The following is a 17,032-nucleotide window of genomic DNA, read 5'->3' as shown; positions in this document are numbered from 1 at the left end:
GATATATTGAGGCGCGGGATGATACGCGATTTGCGGTTAAAAAACGAGCGCATTGCGGTGAAGCACCTGCTCGCCATTATCGGATAGTGGGTTGCTATTAGTGCCTGGGTTTGTCAGGGTATAAATAGGAGGACACCATATGACCAATCCACAACGAACGATAACGGGCGCTGTGCTGCTGCCGGTATTTGTTCCCGCTGTCGTAATTACACTGCTTTTGATCCTAGGTACACTCAGCAACCCCGAGCTAGCGGGTGAGGTATTTAAAACTGCACTTGCTTGGGTAACCGAAACCTTCGGCTGGTTCTACATGCTAGCCACCGCGATTTTTCTTGTGTTTATCATCTGTGTTGGCTTTAGCAGCTGGGGCAATATTCGGTTGGGTCCCGACCATGCCGAACCGCAATACAGCTTTCCGGCATGGTTTGCCATGTTGTTCTCCGCAGGTTATGGCATCGCCTTGTTATTTTTTGGTGTGGCCGAGCCTGTACTGCACTTCTCGCAACCCCCAAATGCTAGCGCCGAAACGGTTCAAGCTGCGCGTGAAGCGATGCAAATAGCCTACTTCCATTGGGGTCTGCATATTTGGGGAATCTACGGCCTGATGGGCTTGGTGCTAGCCTACTTCGCCTTTCGCCATGGTTTGCCTTTGTCTGTTCGTTCTGCGTTATATCCACTGATTGGCGACCGCATTTATGGACCTATTGGCCATACCGTGGATGTGTTTGCGATTTTAGGTACCTTATTTGGCTTGGCCACAACACTTGGGTTATCAGTAACCCAGATTAACGCAGGCCTTCATTATCTTTGGGAAGACATACCGATAAGCACTACCGTTCAGATCACCGCCATTGCTTTAATTACCATCGCAGCGATTGGCTCTGTGGTTGCAGGTATGGATAAAGGTGTTAAAAATCTTTCCATATTGAATATGGTTTTGGCTGTATTTCTAATGGCGATTGTTTTTCTGGTCGGCCCAAGTATTCATATTCTCGATGCTTTTGTGCAGAACACGGGTGCGTATCTTGGCAATATCGTATCTCGTACCTTTAATTTACAGGCGTATACACAAAGTGATTGGATCGGCAATTGGACGCTATTTATTTTTGCTTGGACCATTGCGTGGGCTCCGTTCGTAGGTCTATTTATTGCGAAAATTAGTCGCGGTCGCACTATTCGCCAATTTATATTTGGTGTATTGGTCGTGCCGACTACTTTTACTTTTTTATGGTTTGCTATTTTCGGTGATACCGCGCTGTACTTGATTATGGAACAGGGGAAGCAAGTACTGATTGGCGAAGTGCAAGCGGACCATGCGGTAGCCTTGTTTGAGTTTTATGATTTATTGCCGTGGTCGACTTTCCTATCGGTGATTACCGTCTTTCTGATTATTACCTTCTTTGTGACTTCGTCTGATTCTGGCTCGCTAGTTGTGGATTCTTTGGCCTCGGGTGGGGCGCATGAAACCCCTATTTGGCAGCGGGTATTTTGGGCTTCGTTAGAGGGTGTTATTGCGTCGACATTATTATTAGCCGGCGGATTGAGTGCGTTACAAACTATGAGCATTTTAGCGGCCTTGCCCTTTGCCGTTATTATGTTGTTAGCGGCGCTTGGTTTATGGCGAGCGTTGGTGATAGAAGGGCATCGCGGCGCTACATTGGTTGCTGCGGCTGCGCCGGTGCGCGCGTTCAGTAATGAGACTAGTTGGCGTAAACGCTTAAGTGCTCTGTTTAAGTTTCCCGAGCAAGCCAAGATTGAACATTTTATTAAAGAAGTGGTGACACCTGCCATGGAGGAAGTGCAAAAAGAACTGGCGATTCATGATTGGAAAGCCAATATCACTCCCGAAGAAAATGGCGTAACGTTTCAGCTAGAGCGCGATGAAAAATTGGATTTCTTTTACCAAGTGCTGGCAACGGAACACCAAGTGCCCGACGTGCATACCGACGGCACAACACTCGCGACGCATTGGCAGGCAGATGTGTATATTCGCAATGGTGCACTCGGTTATGAACTGTATGGTTGCAGTCGCGATGAAGTGATTCGCGATCTTATTGATCAGCTCGAACAGTACTTTAACTTTGTTGATGCCGCTCCTGGGCATTTGCCGTGGAATACCGTGTCGTAGTAGCTGCTGCCTACCGCTGTGTACGCGGTAGGTACTTTTCCGCCAAGCAGTTATAATAGGTGGCTACATACTCTGCTTTAGGCGCTTTTATGACCGACGATATCAACTACAAAAACAATCCATTGCATGGCCTCAGCCTAAAGCCTTTGCTGACCGAGCTGGTAGATCAATATGGTTTTGAGATTTTGTTTGCGTACTTGAATATCAATTGCTTCAAAACCAATCCGAGCATTGAATCGAGTGTAAAGTTTTTAAAGAAGACGGATTGGGCGCGGGAGAAGGTAGAAGCTTTCTACATGTACCAGTTCAAGAGCTTGCCTAAGGCATCGGGTGCGCAGTTTGCGCTGCCACCGCGTGATCGCATTGTGCCGTCAGATCAAATGCCGGGTGAACCTGCAGTATTGAGCTTGGAAGATGCTGAGCGCTTGCGTGAAAAACGCGAGAAAAAGGCAGCTGAGTTTGGTGGTAAAGGGAAAGTTGCAGGTAGCCGTAGTGGCGGGTATCGCCGTGACGGAGCTAGTCGTGGTAACTCTCGCCCTAGAACCGAAGGCACGGAACAAGGTAAGCCAAATAAGCCACAAGAATCATCGCCTGCTGCTTCAGACACAAGTTCAGGCGTTGATCCTTGGGCTAAATGGAAGTAATACCCAAGCGCGGTCGGGTGCGGCTAGGGCCGTGGTGGTAAGCTTGACCTTGCCTTCCAATCAGGCATTCTTCTTACAATATTTGTAGTTATCGTTGGATACATTTATGAAACCAGTTATTGCACTCGCTTTACCTTTGCTTTGCGGCTTGTCGCTTGTTCATGCGGAAAATGTCGTTATTCGTGATGCGGTGAGCAAAGAGCATTGTACTTTGATAAAAAGCGATTCCTGCTCGTCGATTAAAAACGACGGTGTGGAAGTATGCGAAGAACGTCATCGCCAAAATGCTTTGGCTGAGGGCGGAAATACCGTCGTGATCAAGGGGACTATATCCAGCGAAACGCGCCGCCCGCGGGTGGATGGTCGCTATGTCATTATTGAAAAAACAGATATGGCTGCAGATTATTATTTGTGTGATGACTTCGTGGCCGATGATGTCGTTGCCGAGCAAGAAAATTCTTCAGCTCCTATGCGTGCTATGCCAGTGAAGTCTGCTGTTGCTCCTATGGTAGAGCTTTCCATTGAAGAACGGTTAACCACGTTAGAAGCCTTAAATAAAAAGGGTTTGATAACCGCGGATGAATATAAAGCTAAGCGTGCGGATATATTGAACGATTTATAGGAGTTAGGGATGCTAACGCCAGAAGATGTGTTGAATTTTTGGTTTACAGAAAGTAAACCTGTGCAATGGTTTAAAAAAGATCCAGCTTTCGATCAGGTTATCCAGCAGCGTTTCGGAAATCTGCACGCACAAGCTGCAATCGGTGAACTATATACATGGCGCGGCACAGCAGAAGGGCGCTTAGCAGAAGTGATCGTGCTGGACCAGTTTTCGCGCAATATCTATCGAGACCTAGCGCAAGCGTTTGGTTGCGATGCGTTGGCATTAGTGTTGGCACAAGAAGCCGTAGCGCAAGGATTGGACGACAACTTACCTCTCACTGAGCGCAAGTTTCTATACATGCCGTATATGCACAGCGAGTCACTGGTTATACATGAAGAGGCTTTGCGTTTATTTGCGCTGCCAGGGTTGGAAGAAAATTTAAATTTTGAGCATCGCCACCGCGACATTATCGCTAAATATGGGCGTTATCCTCATCGTAATGCGATTTTAGGGAGAGAGTCTACGGCTGAAGAATTGGCATTTTTACAACAGCCGGGTTCGGGTTTTTAACGAAATATTACTTCTTTAACGACAGCGTTTTTCCGCCAGGTGCTTTCGGATTTTTATAAACGGTTTTTTTGGTCTTTGGTTTTTCGTTTTTCGTTTTTTCTGCTTCTGATTTTTTAGTGTCTTTAGGCTTATATTCGCTCGTCGGCTTGTCACTGCGAACAGGGTGTGGCTTTTTATCACTAAAGGTCTGCTTTTCGCTACGCTCGTTAGCGGCTGGTTTCTTACTATCTGTTTTCGGTGCAGGTTTTAAATCTGATCGTACTTTCTCTTCAGCAGTGGCTAAGCGAATCCCTTCGTCTTCGATCACGATTTGACGCTCTTTATACAGCTTACCAATCGCCATTTTGAATGCACGTTTGCTCACGCCAAAATGTAATTCAATTAAATCGGCAGGGCTTTTATCGTTTAAACCAAGACTGCCATTGCCATCTTTTAATTTCTTCATGATTTTGTCGGCAACAGGATCAATACGCACATGGCCAAGTGGCTCTAGTGAGATATCTAGACGGTGATCTTCTTCCCGCACACGACGAACATACCCATCCATGCGCTGGCCAACACGAATAGCTGTGCGGATTTGGCTTTCGTGGATTAAACCCCAGTATTCGTTATTGACGACCGCTTTGTAGCCAAGGTCAGTGCGCTGGGCGATGAGTAAATTCACTTTATCACCTTGCTCAAAAGGATCGGCGGCACCAGGCCATGTCGCTTTGGCTTCGTCTTTTATAAAACGATTTAATTTTGCCGTGGCAATTAAGCGATTAGTGTTGTCGAGATACACATAAACAACATAGGTTTTACCTTCTTCCATGCGCTGATTCATTTCACCAAAAGGTACAAATAAATCTTTGGCTAAGCCCCAATCTAAAAAGGCTCCGGTGCGGTTTACTTCTTTCACATCCAAGGCTGCTGCTTGATGCAATTGCACGCGCGGGCGTTGCAAGGTGGCAATCGGACGGTCGTCGGAATCGAGATAAACGAAAACGTTTAGGCTGTCGCCTTTCTTAGTACCTTCAGGGATCTGGCGACGTGGCAGCAGTAAGCGACCGTCTTCATTGTCGTCTAGATATATGCCCTGTGGAAGTTCATCAATGACTGTGAGGGTGTTGTAGCGTCCGAGTTCGGCCATGATGCAGTTCCAGCAAGAGAGGTGGTATTAACAATTGGTGTGCATTGTATCACAGCGAGTGCTTTTGACAGATCGATGAAGTAAGGATTGCCGTTAAAATTGAGGAAAGACAGCTGCCGTGTATTCGGGCGAATGCACGGCAGCTGTGATCACTGCTGAGCGTCTATGCTCTATTGTCTAGTCTTGATTCAGCTGCAAAGTACGCAACGTGCGTTCGCGGGTGACCGCCAATAGCTCTGGGTCGCGCTTCAATAATTGCCCATAGGATGGGATCATTTCTTTTAAGCGTTTGTCCCAGCCTTGTTTCATTTTATCGGCGAAGCAGCGTTCCAGTACTTCGATCATGGCTTGTACCGCCACGGATGCACCGGGTGATGCGCCAAGCAGTGCGGCTAATGAACCGTCTTTGGAAGCGACCAGCTCAGTACCAAATTCCAATTTGCCGCGCCCTTGGTCATCTTTCTTGATGATTTGCACGCGCTGGCCTGCATCGGCAAGGGTCCAGTCACTGTCTTTGCACTCTGGAAAGTAATCACGCAATGATGCAACGCGATCGCTGTGGGACTGACGGACTTCACTGATCAAGTACTTGGTTAAGTCCATGTTATTAATGCCCACCGACATCATTGGTAACATGTTGCTAATACTGACGGATTTAAGCAGATCAAGTTTTGAGCCTTTCTTCAAAAATTTCGTCGTAAAGCCAGCAAATGGCCCAAACAGCAATGCCGGTTCACCATTGATAATGCGGGTATCAAGGTGTGGCACCGACATTGGGGGTGCCCCTATGGCTGCTTTGCCGTAGACTTTGGCGTGATGTTGGCTAACGATCTTAGGATCTTTGCATACTAGCCATTGACCACTGACTGGGAAACCACCGTAGCCATTGGCCTCGTCGATACCAGATTCTTGTAACAACGGAAGTGCGCCGCCGCCAGCACCAAGGAAAACAAACTTAGCGCGAACCGTAGTGGCTTTTTTGGTTTTGCGGTCATTGATGCGAACAAACCAACTGCCATCTCGGGCGTGCTCGAAGTCATCGACTTCATGGTTTACCAGCAATGAGAATTTTTCATGCTTTTGCAGTTGCTTAACAAGGTTGCGGGTTAGCGAACCGAAGTCGACATCAGAACCGTGTTTTACCCGAGTCGCGGCCACTTTTTCGTCAGGATTGCGCCCCGCCATGACGAGTGGCATCCACTCTTTTAGAACAGACGGGTCGTCGCTAAATTCCATCTCTTTAAAAAGGTGATGGGCGCTCATTTTTTCGTGGCGCTGACGTAAAAATGCGACGTTATCTTCGCCCCAAACGAAACTCATATGAGGGGTTGTATTGATGAACTCGTTAGGCGATGGTAGTTCGCCAAGCTCGACTAGGTAACTCCAAAGCTGTAGGGATATTTCGAAGTTGGCGTTAATGCTTAACGCGCGTTCGATATCAACCACGCCATGTTCATCTTCGGCTGTGTAGTTGAGTTCGCAGTAGCCTGCGTGACCTGTGCCAGCGTTGTTCCAGCCATCGGTACTTTCGTGCGCAACATGGTCGAGTCGTTCAACCATCGTAATGCTCAGAGAAGGATCAAGCTTAGAAAGAAGAGTGCCTAGCGTTGCACTCATCACACCACCGCCGACTAGCAGCACATCGACTTTTTGTGTAGTCATTATGGTATCGCCTATTTACAGAAAATCTTTCAATGCAGGTATCACCATGTCTGTGATGCTTATGGCGTCTCGACATGTATGCAGTTTTACACAGCCCGGAGGTATTCCGATAGTCGCTGTACCCGCTCTTCATATTAGGTGAGGCTTGACCCCATGCAGGAGGTCAGTCAGTTAATAGTCTAAATATAGCGTTTGCTTGTTCTCTAAACTTAGACTGATTAATTCTGCCGAAAATACCGGAAAAGCCCTTTTCGGTCAATTGTTTAGCAGCTTTAGCGGTTAGCTGGCAAGGTGCCAATTTGACGAATTTGCAGTGATTTTATGCCGATTAAGGCTGAGTATCTTGCTCTACGGCTACACTCAATAGTATGGAGAAAACTTAACCTAAATGGCCACTCCGTCGGGCCTAGGCACATTGGAACAGTGTGATCTGGTTAATGAAACTGTCACTAAAGCATTTGGCTCGTTAAGGTAGCTGAGGTGACTGACACACAGCAAACCCATGAGGAGGAATGCGTATGGCATTGACCAATTCGGTGCAACTGATTTGCTACCCTGATCGCTTAGGCGATAATTTGAGTGATCTTTACGGCATATTGGAGAAGCATCTCGCGGAGTCTATCGGTGGAGTGCATATTTTACCTTTCTATCCATCGAACGCTGATGGTGGGTTCTCACCACTGACTCATAAAGAAGTCGATCCACGTTACGGTAGCTGGGCTGACATCGAACGCATTGCGGCCAAATACGATATTTGCGCCGATTTGACCGTAAATCACATTTCAGATGAATCCCCCGAATTTTTAGACTTTATCGAAAAGGGCGATGACTCAAAATATGGAGATCTATTCGTGCGTGTTGGACGCATGGGCGAGATTACGCCAGACGATATGGCGAAAATTCATATTCGTAAAGAAAAAGAGCCATTCCGTGATGTGACTTTTGGCGACGGCACAAAAGATCGTGTTTGGTGTACCTTTACCGAGAGGCAAATAGATTTAAATTACGAAGCCGATATTACCTACGAATTGATGGAAAATTACATCGCATTTTTAGCGAATAAAGGTGTAAAGCTATTTCGGCTGGATGCATTTGGCTACACCACTAAGCGTATAGGTTCGACGTGTTTTTTAGTGGAACCAGAGGTCTATCGAATTCTTGATTGGGTTAATTCGGTAGCGCAGCGGCATGGATGTGAATGTCTCCCCGAAGTACATGACCACACCAGCTATCAATATGCGATTGCACGCCGAAATATGCATTCTTATGGTTTTGCATTGCCACCTCTACTGTTGTTCTCCTTGTTGGATGCCAATAGTGTTCATCTAAAAAATTGGCTTCGTATGTGTCCTCGTAACATGATTACGGTGTTAGACACACACGATGGAATTTGCATTCCCGATGTCGAGGGGGTGCTTCCTAATGATTGTATTACGGCATTGATTGATAATTTGCAGTCACGCAGTGCTGACCCGATTCTACGCCGTTCGGCTGCGAATATTCATAGTGTGGGTGCTATCTATCAAATTACCTGCACATTTTATGATGCTTTGATGCAAAACGATGATGCTTATATTGCCGCTCGTGCTATACAGTTTTTTACGCCCGGCATTCCTCAGGTATATTATGTCGGTTGGTTAGCTGGCGAAAATGATAATGAATTAATGGAACGTAGTGGTGAGCTACGTGATATAAATCGACATTATTATTCGTTGGATGAGGTTAATACTGCAGTCGAAAAACCGGTAGTAAAACGTCTCACTAAACTGATGGGATTTCGTAGCCAGTATCCAGCTTTTGATGGTCACTTTGAGCTGAACTCCTCTAATGATACGAGTATTTGCATGGCGTGGCGCCACGGCGAATATTATTGCCGTATCTTTGTCGATTTGAACTTTAAAACGACCACGTTGACGTATCTGGAAACAGAACATTTAACGGAAGTCACTATTACCTGCTGATTGAACCAGTAGAATTTCCGCGAGGCTGCTATGCTTCGGATAGATGTTACGAGGCTGTCGTCTTCTTCGCATAGACTTCAAACGCCTCGATTTGCACAGGAGTGTATTAGGTTATGTTGCAACTCATTGCGCCCATCGGCTCTTTGCTGACGGGTGTGTCGTTATTATTACTTGGTAGCGGCCTGTTAAATACCTTGTTGGCGATACGTGGAGGAGCGGCAGGTTATGATTCCAGCATGATGGGCCTAATTATGTCGGGCTATTTTGTTGGTTTTTTTGTAGGAACTTTCATTGCATTGCCTATGATCCGCAGGGTCGGGCACATCCGAGTGTTTGCGCTCTGTGCTGCTGTTGCTTCGGTATCCGTGATGTTACATCAGTTGTTGATCAACCCTTGGGTATGGGTTGGCTTAAGAATACTGACAGGTGTCTCGCTCGTTATTTTGTATACAGTGATAGAGAGTTGGCTGAATGCGCAAACTCCAGCAACGCAGCGCGGCAAGGTCTTCGCTGTCTACATGGTGGTGAATCTCGCGTCATTAACACTGGCGCAGCAGTTGATGCGTTTCGATTCAACAGAATCCTATATTTTATTTGCCTTAGCCTCAATGCTCGTGACTTTAAGCTTAGTACCGGTCGCATGGACTCGGCTAACTCCTCCAGAAGTGCAAACGGTTAAACGACTGCGTCTACCTTTTCTATGGCGAATTGCTCCCGTTGCGGTTGCCGCATCCTTGCTGTCAGGGCTTGCCATGGGCGCTTTTTGGGGGATGGGTGCGGTATATGCTGGCAAAGTTGGACTTGATGATGCCGGTATCGCTAGTTTTATGAGCGCGGGCATTCTAGGTGGCGCTTTGCTGCAATATCCCTTGGGTCGTTATTCTGATAGTAGTGATCGGCGAAAAGTGATTGCCATCACCTGTGCTATTGCCGCAGTGGCCGCTTTATTGCTCATGCCTGCCGGATTGAATAGCACGACCCTATTACTCGCTATCGCTCTCTATGGTGGCTTGGCTTTTGCGATTTATCCTGTTGCGGTTGCGCACTTAATCGACCATTTAGATGGTCCAGATATCATTGCCGGTGGCAGTGCAGTTTTGCTACTTCACGGCATTGGAGCGGCGATTGGACCTGCGCTAGCAGGACAGTTAATGACAGCAACCGGACCAAGTGCTTTGCCTGTGTATTTTTGCTTTATGCAGCTACTGCTAGCAGGATTTGCTATATGGAAAATTAACGCTAGAAATGAAGACGAATACGAGCATCCCGCGCAATTTGTCGCCATGGTACGAACCACACCGACAGCGTTAGAAATGTATCCGGATGACTCTGATATAACATCTGAAGATGATGATAGTTTAACTCCTGCAGCCAAAGAAAATGCCGCATGAAATCCTTTTTAGACTGAAAATTATATACATTGGATATTTATTGCGGGAGTAGGAACCTTAACTACACTTCCTTTAGTTTAACTAAAGGAAGGTTTCAGAATGAATAGTATCAAGTCGAATTTTTTTTTAAAACGCTGTTGCCAATTAGGATTTGGGCTGTTGATAACAGCCTTGACCTCGCTGTTATTGGCGGAAGAAGCACCAGAAAAACTGCACGAAATCCTTCCTGAATTAGAAGCCTGGAGTACTGATCAAGCCTTGATTGATGCCGTTCGACAGCAAAATTCTCAAGGCCTGACACTTGTGACGATACAAGAGCGCGATGCTGTTTGGCGCGCTACGTCCGACGTTGATGAGTTTATGGAAACGCTTATGACGAGTTCAGTCGCAAAGCACATGCTGACACTCGAACAAAGTAAACCCTATTTTGTTGAATTTTTTTTGATGGATAATCTAGGTGCTAATGTTGCCATGACCAACAAAACTTCTGATTACTGGCAAGGTGATGAGGAAAAATTTACGGAGTCATTTAAGGGGGGATTAGGAAGCACTTACATGAGTGATGTGAAATTTGACGAAAGTTCTCAGGCCTATCTTGTACAAGTTTCTATTCCCATTTTCGATGGCGATAAGGCTATCGGTGCAATGACCATCGGAGTCAATTTAGACGAGCTTTGATTGTTGTATTCGGTCTTACCTTGGAGTAGGGATATGAAAAGTTGGTTTGATGATTTAAGTTTTGCGAAAAAAGTAACCCTGCCCTTGGCAATTGTCGGTTTACTGGTAATTGCTTTGTCTGTTGTCGCGATTAATTCTAGAAGTACTGTTTCAAAAGCGGTCGGAACTGTGATTCATCAAGATCTTCCTGCGCTTAATATTCTGCTGCAGACTGGTATGAATTTTTACCGCGTTGTAGTAGCAGAGCGTAGCCTGCTTAATTTAAAAGTGGGTTCAGAAGATTATGAAGCGATTCTAAAGCAGCATGGAGAAAACTTGAAAGAAATTGAATACAACTTTCAAAAATTCGCTGATTTAGATGCCAAAATTACCAGCGATGGAAATTATCAGTCGTTGATATCTAGCGTTGATAAATGGAAAGCCATTACCACCAAAATAGAACAAGAAAGATCGACTGATAGTCGAATAGGACGCAGTAATGCGATGGGGTTGTCTTATGCTGAAGGACAGCAGTTATTTGAAGAATCAATGGTCCATTTAAATGCCATGATTGATTACATTGAAATACTTTCGACTAAGGAGTCGGAATACGTCGATCAAGTACAAGATCAAGCCATGCTGAAACAAGTGTTCTTGCTGGTTTTAGCACTTGTTACCTGTATTTTAATAGCAATACTGTTCCCTCGTGTGATTACTCGCGATTTAAATCAGATCAATGAGCGTTTCACCGATCTTGCAGAGGGAGGGGGTGATCTCACCGTTAGGTTTAATACTAAACGTACGGATGAGTTAGGTCGTTTGAGTAATTCATTTGATCGTTTTATGGATAAATTACATAGTTTAATCAGCGAAATAGTACACACATCTGATGGTGTTGGAAGTAACGTTGGTGAGCTGAACAGTATGTCAAAGCAAGCTAAAACATCTATTAGTCAGCAAGATGACTCGATCAACTCAGTTGCCGTTGCCGTAGAGAAAATGCGAGAGGCCTTAAAAGGAATTGCGGCAAATACTGCGACTACAGCCGATGAAGCTAAGAATTCTCAACACTGTACAGAAGATGGTCGTTTGTTAGTCGAGCAAACTAGATCTGATATTCAGTGCCTAACGGATGATGTGCAACAGGTTTATAAAGCTATGACGCGAATTGAAACCGGTACAGAGCGGATTGGATCGGTGCTAGCTGTTATTAGCGGGATTGCAGAGCAAACGAATTTATTAGCACTTAATGCTGCTATCGAAGCAGCTCGAGCAGGAGAACAAGGGCGAGGATTTGCAGTAGTTGCTGATGAGGTACGCTCTCTAGCAAGTAAGACGCAGCAATCGACAAAAGATATTAATGACATGATTGCAGAACTTGAAAATAGCGTATCTATCGCAGTAAAAACAATGGATTCAGCAATCGAAAATGCCGAGAAGACATTAGATTCTAGTATGAAAACCAGTGAGTCGATTCAAGAAATACAAGCGTCTTTTGTTAAGGTGCAAAATTTGGTTGGCGAAACGGCTAAGTCGACAGAACAACAATATAAAATTATTGAGACAATTAATGGGAATATCTCTGCCATTAATGAACTGTCAACGGTGAGCGCTGATCGTGCTGGGAAGGTGGAAGGTTCTAGTCGTAGATTGCATCAGTTATATCAAGAGCTATTACAAACGACGAATAAGTTTAAAGTTTAAATGCGACCCTATGTGGCATTTAAATGGTATGTGCACTGCGTTGGTGCTATTGTGGTTGCCGAATGATGTAAAATCCTAAATATAAATGTGAATTAAGCGTTTTTTCTAGGTATGAAATATGCATGTATTAATTGTCGGTTTTTATTTATTCCGATAATGATGTTAATATCTCAACAAAATTTGATGTTGATTACTTCATTTTGGAGCGAAACGCTGTAATACTGCATGTGAGCTTCTTTGGCTTAGTTCAATTTTTAGGTGCCTCTAGTCAGGCTCCTTTTCGTAATTTTTTGCTCAGTTTACCGTTTCGTTTCCTGTCACATAGCCACAGGAGACTACTATGCTATTAGCTACCGATCTTGATGGAACCTTCCTTGCAGGCGACGCTGCCCAGCGTCAACAGCTGTATCAATTAATCGCAGCCCATCCGAATATTGATTTGGTCTTTGTAACCGGTCGAGGTTTGGAGTCTGTACTGCCATTACTTGCTGACACTATGATCCCTCAACCTGATTATATTATTTGTGATGTCGGCTGCACCGTCGTTAACGGTCACACCTTGCAGCCTGTATTCGAGGTGCAAAGCCCAATTGAAGATATATGGCCAGGCGAGCACAAAATTGAAGAAGCTATTGCTCACATTGCGGGTTTGACACGCCAAGATGTGCCGCAAGAGCGTCGCTGTTCATACTTTTGCGAAGAGGGTGCCGTAACCTCTGAATTAAGTGATATCGCTGCAAACCTCAACTGCGATGTACTTTACTCGGCGGGTTTGTATTTGGATTTTCTTCCCAAAGGTATTAATAAAGGCGCGACACTAACTGCACTCATTAAACACCTCGAATTAAATAGCGAAGATGTTATGGTTGCTGGCGATACATTGAATGATTTGTCCATGTATGAGCACGATTTCATTGGCGTGTGCGTGGGAGAATCGGAAGCAGGTTTACTTGAAGCTACTCGTAGTCGCGCTCGGGTATATCACGCTTTAGAACCTGGTTGCGGTGGTATTCTCGAGGCCATTAGTCATTTTGGTTTTTTAGGAGAAGAGGGCATTAGTGCTGAGGTGCGCGAGCCAGCAACGCCAGGACAATCGGATTTGGTTATGGTGTATCACCGCTTGCCATATGAAGAGTATATTGAAGATGGCGTTCAAAAACGTCGTCGACCGACCTCTCCTAACGGCATTATTCCTACGCTGATGAGTTTTTTCGCTGATGGCAAAAAGGGATCTTGGGTGGCTTGGTCGATTCATGATCCAAAGCTAGGTGAATTCGAGAGTCATACGGAGGTCGACGTCGACAAGTATCCAAACCTAGTTGCAGCGCGAGTCGGGTTGAGTAAGCGTGATGTTGATATCTTCTACAAGAAATTCTCAAAAGAAGCGTTCTGGCCAACCTTACATACCTTTTGGGAGAGGGCTACTTTTCGTGAAGATCATTGGGAGGTGTTTAAAGACGTCAATCGTCGCTTTGCTGAACGCACGAGCGAAGAGGCTGCCGAAGGCGCTACCGTTTGGCTTCACGATTACAACCTATGGATGGTGCCTGCCTATTTGCGCGAATTGCGTCCAGATTTAAATATTGCATTCTTTCATCATACGTATTTTCCATCCGCAGACGTTTTTAATGTTCTTCCGTGGCGGCGTGAGATAGTGGGTAGCTTATTGCAGTGTGATTATATCGGCTTCCATATTCCACGTCAGGCCGAGAATTTTGTGGATGTAGCTCGTGGTGTGACGCCCATTGATGTAAAAGAAAAAGTGGGTTGTGCTCCACGCTTCGTTACTTACGGTTGTGCCGTTGGCTTGGATGAAATGACCACAGAAATAGAAGTGAATAATCGCCGTATTCGTTTAGGTGCACACCCGGTTGGATTAGATCTGAATCGTGTCGCAGATGCACTTGCAGATCCTGTTATTCAAAACCGCATGGTTGAGCTTCGTCAAGAGTTAGACGGCACAAAGCTGGTATTATCGGTTGAGCGCTTGGACTACACCAAGGGTATTCCAGCCAAGCTTCAAGCCTTTGAAAAACTGCTGGAAGATCATCCTGAATTACACGGTAAAGTGACGCTTGTTACTGTCTGTGTGCCGGCAGCAAAAGAAATGACGGTGTATAAAAAACTTCAGATAGAAATAGAACAGGCGGTTGGCAGAATTAATGGACGCTATGCGGATGTTGGCTGGACTCCCGTGCAGTTTTTCTTCCGCGCCGTACCCTTCGAGCAATTAGTGGCTTATTACGCTATGGCGGATGTCATGTGGATCACCCCCTTACGCGATGGTCTAAACCTAGTTGCAAAGGAGTATGTGGCGACCCAAGGTAAGATTGAAGGCAGCGGTGTTTTGGTATTATCAGAGTTCGCAGGTGCGGCTGCAGAAGTTCGCGGAGCTATGCTAACTAACCCTCATGACCCTGCGGAAATGGCAGAGACCTGTTACCTAGCATTGGCAATGAATCGCGAAGAAGCGCGCAGTCGTATGCGTGAGGCTTACGAGATAGTCAGTCATTATGACATCGAGCACTGGGGAAACGAGTTTTTAGCTGCGGTAAAGCGTAAAGCTACTCATAAAGCGCGTTTAGTAAAAGTCGCTTAACCCTAGATTCGTAGATAGATACAGTGTGAAAGCAAAAGCCGGTTCTATGAACCGGCTTTTTATTTTAAAGAGTACTTCGCTGTGTAGGTCTTGTTGGTGGTACTTAAACGAGCGACCGCTTAGTGATTAGTTTTACTAATACGCCGTTAAAGGCCAGTACACCAACTAGTACTAAAGCTAATCCGGATATTTGTATGCTGTCGGGGTATACCCCTAATATCAAACTGACCATAAGGGTAAATACAGGTACGAAATTGAAAGCAATCGCCGATTTATCTGGGCCAATTTCTTGCACACCTTTGAGCCAGAATATATAAGCCAATACTGAACCGAAAATACTCATGTAAAGTAAAACGGCGTGAGACTTGAGGGATAATTGTGGAATAGTATGCAACGGTTGCTCTACGATTAGGGCAAGTGTAATCAAGGCGACAGCCCCTATGCTGACAGTCCATCGTGCAAATTGCATCGACGGAATATGCGGGGCGTAGCGTTTTGAGCCAACGCTGTAGAGGCTCCACACAAAGCACGCGCCAAGCATCCATAAATCGCCAACGGCGATCTGCAATTGCGTGAAGTTTCCCCCAGTGATCACTAAGGTCACACCAATAAATGCGATAGCAATGCCGAGCATCTGTTGGCGATTGATCTTTGACCCCAATAGAAATACCGATAGTAATACTGATATTAATGGGGCTAAAGCCATGATAAGGGCTGCATTCAAGGGGGACGTGGTGTGCAGCGCTATAAAAAATGCATAGTTAAATCCAAATACGCCCAACAAGCCTAGCGGCACTAAAGTTAGCGCGTCACGCCATTGCAGTTGTGACTCAGCCTTACCCTTCCACCAACGAAAGCTCCAGAATAACAGCAGTGCTGTGGCAAAACGCTCGGCAGCCGCTGTCAGTGGTGGTACGACACCAGCAACCTCATGGGCTGCGTTGAAGTTGCTCCCCCAAAACAAAGTACTAAGAATAATGAGGAGCCATAGGTGGGCGTTTGTAGACACTAGAATTACCAAAGTAACGGTTAACTGACACAGGTTAACACTGGGCGCGTATCCTAGAGCGTATAGGCTTGTTAATAAACAGGGCTAATTGATATCCAGCGTTCCATTTTTACAAGTAAACACCGCTTAGCTTCCCTCTTGGTCCAACCTATTGTTGTTTTTTCAATTTACTGATACTTGCAGGCGTTTGGGTGCACCAATTGGATGCGCTGTCAGGAATGTCACTATTCGAATGTCGAGGCTGTGTAAAACTGATAACTAGTGCTCGGAATTGAATGATTAGAGAACTATCATTCAAGAGATGTTTTGTTAGTCATGGACCGCCAAGGCTTTCCTGATGCAGTAATAACGGAGAGACGATCAGAACACCCAATAAAATAATATTAAACAGGTATTTTGATTTATGAGAAGTGCCGCCTTCTTACCAGCGATATTTGCTGATACTGACGAATTTTATGCCGAACGCAGCGAGCTATTGATGAATCGTGGGCTCGTCGGCTTGTGTTTGGCTATCATTTGCTCTCTATCCATCGTCTTCTTTATCTTGACGAGCACGACACTCGTGCATTGGTACGGCATTATTGCTTGTTCGTTGGTTTACGCATTTCCGATAGCCGCAGCAATTAAGTATCGCCGTAATCCTCCCAGCCAGCTTGACGAGCAAAAGGCAGCGGTCGAAAAATATGTCCGCCTGCTGATTATGGTAGTACTCAGCTGGAACGCCATTGCGATGATGATTCTTCCCGGGTTGGATCCAAATACTCGATTGATTGTTATTAGCATGTTTGTGACGGTTGTATTGGGGCATGCTTTACCGTTATCCGTCTTTCCGCGTCACTCGATTGTTATTCTTGCTTTGAATTTGATCCCATTGTCACTGCAATTGACGACCTTAGGCGACCCTGACATTGCACCGTTAGGAATTACCGGAGTTGTTTTTACTTTTTCTCAAATAATTGTAGTTGCGTGGCTGT

Annotated in this window: 12 protein-coding genes and 1 pseudogene; 10 read left to right on the top strand and 3 right to left on the bottom strand. The window is 45.5% G+C overall.

Translation table 11 applies throughout. The features are described 5' to 3' along the window. The first annotated feature begins 139 nt into the window (after nucleotides 1-139). The 4 genes from UXZ23_RS05170 to UXZ23_RS05155 all read left to right on the top strand — a co-directional run bounded on the left by UXZ23_RS05170 (nucleotide 140) and on the right by UXZ23_RS05155 (nucleotide 3,946). Nucleotides 140-2,128, top strand: coding sequence for a BCCT family transporter (locus UXZ23_RS05170; RefSeq protein WP_320819567.1), 1,989 nt, complete (start codon nucleotides 140-142; stop codon nucleotides 2,126-2,128). Between the two features lie 89 nt (nucleotides 2,129-2,217). Continuing rightward, nucleotides 2,218-2,772, top strand: coding sequence for a VF530 family DNA-binding protein (locus tag UXZ23_RS05165; RefSeq protein ID WP_320819566.1), 555 nt, complete (start codon nucleotides 2,218-2,220; stop codon nucleotides 2,770-2,772). Nucleotides 2,773-2,878: 106 nt separating this feature from the next. Continuing rightward, nucleotides 2,879-3,394 carry an SHOCT domain-containing protein gene (locus tag UXZ23_RS05160; protein WP_320819565.1) on the top strand — a complete coding sequence of 172 codons (516 nt, stop codon included), beginning with the start codon at nucleotides 2,879-2,881 and terminating at the stop codon, nucleotides 3,392-3,394. Nucleotides 3,395-3,403: 9 nt separating this feature from the next. Next, nucleotides 3,404-3,946: a DUF924 family protein gene (locus tag UXZ23_RS05155; protein ID WP_320819564.1), complete on the top strand. Its 543-nt coding sequence runs from the start codon at nucleotides 3,404-3,406 to the stop codon at nucleotides 3,944-3,946. 7 nt (nucleotides 3,947-3,953) lie between these two features. Here the strand turns inward: UXZ23_RS05155 and UXZ23_RS05150 are convergent, their stop codons facing one another. Further along, nucleotides 3,954-5,075 (bottom strand): S1 RNA-binding domain-containing protein, encoded by a 1,122-nt coding sequence (locus tag UXZ23_RS05150; RefSeq protein WP_320819563.1) that lies wholly within the window; start codon nucleotides 5,073-5,075, stop codon nucleotides 3,954-3,956. Nucleotides 5,076-5,252: 177 nt separating this feature from the next. Then, nucleotides 5,253-6,737: a malate dehydrogenase (quinone) gene (gene mqo / locus UXZ23_RS05145; RefSeq protein WP_320819562.1), complete on the bottom strand. Its 1,485-nt coding sequence runs from the start codon at nucleotides 6,735-6,737 to the stop codon at nucleotides 5,253-5,255. A 518-nt stretch (nucleotides 6,738-7,255) separates the two neighbouring features. Between mqo and gtfA the strand changes: the two genes are divergently transcribed. The 5 genes from gtfA (at nucleotide 7,256) to ggpS (ending at nucleotide 15,049) form a co-directional block, all read left to right on the top strand. After that, a complete protein-coding gene (gtfA, locus tag UXZ23_RS05140; RefSeq protein WP_320819561.1) occupies nucleotides 7,256-8,698 on the top strand; it encodes a sucrose phosphorylase in 1,443 nt (480 codons plus the stop codon). A 113-nt stretch (nucleotides 8,699-8,811) separates the two neighbouring features. Then, complete coding sequence (locus UXZ23_RS05135; RefSeq protein WP_320819560.1) at nucleotides 8,812-10,089, top strand: MFS transporter; 1,278 nt, start codon at nucleotides 8,812-8,814, stop codon at nucleotides 10,087-10,089. A 99-nt stretch (nucleotides 10,090-10,188) separates the two neighbouring features. Further along, on the top strand, nucleotides 10,189-10,767 hold the full coding sequence (locus UXZ23_RS05130) for a hypothetical protein (protein ID WP_320819559.1): 579 nt from the start codon (nucleotides 10,189-10,191) through the stop codon (nucleotides 10,765-10,767). A gap of 33 nt (nucleotides 10,768-10,800) precedes the next feature. Further along, nucleotides 10,801-12,450, top strand: a complete 1,650-nt coding sequence (locus UXZ23_RS05125; protein ID WP_320819558.1) for a methyl-accepting chemotaxis protein — start codon at nucleotides 10,801-10,803, stop codon at nucleotides 12,448-12,450. 340 nt (nucleotides 12,451-12,790) lie between these two features. Next, nucleotides 12,791-15,049: a glucosylglycerol-phosphate synthase gene (gene ggpS, locus UXZ23_RS05120; protein WP_320819557.1), complete on the top strand. Its 2,259-nt coding sequence runs from the start codon at nucleotides 12,791-12,793 to the stop codon at nucleotides 15,047-15,049. 103 nt (nucleotides 15,050-15,152) lie between these two features. Here the strand turns inward: ggpS and UXZ23_RS05115 are convergent, their stop codons facing one another. Then, nucleotides 15,153-16,058, bottom strand: coding sequence for a DMT family transporter (locus tag UXZ23_RS05115; RefSeq protein WP_320819556.1), 906 nt, complete (start codon nucleotides 16,056-16,058; stop codon nucleotides 15,153-15,155). A 403-nt stretch (nucleotides 16,059-16,461) separates the two neighbouring features. On the opposite strand from UXZ23_RS05115, the pseudogene UXZ23_RS05110 reads away from it, so the two are divergent. Continuing rightward, nucleotides 16,462-17,032 (top strand): annotated as a pseudogene (locus UXZ23_RS05110) (GGDEF-domain containing protein); the annotation flags it as partial.

Source organism: Thalassolituus sp., assembly GCF_034111725.1.
Classification (GTDB): domain Bacteria; phylum Pseudomonadota; class Gammaproteobacteria; order Pseudomonadales; family Oceanobacteraceae; genus Thalassolituus.
This window is presented reverse-complemented; position numbering and strand designations above follow the sequence as displayed.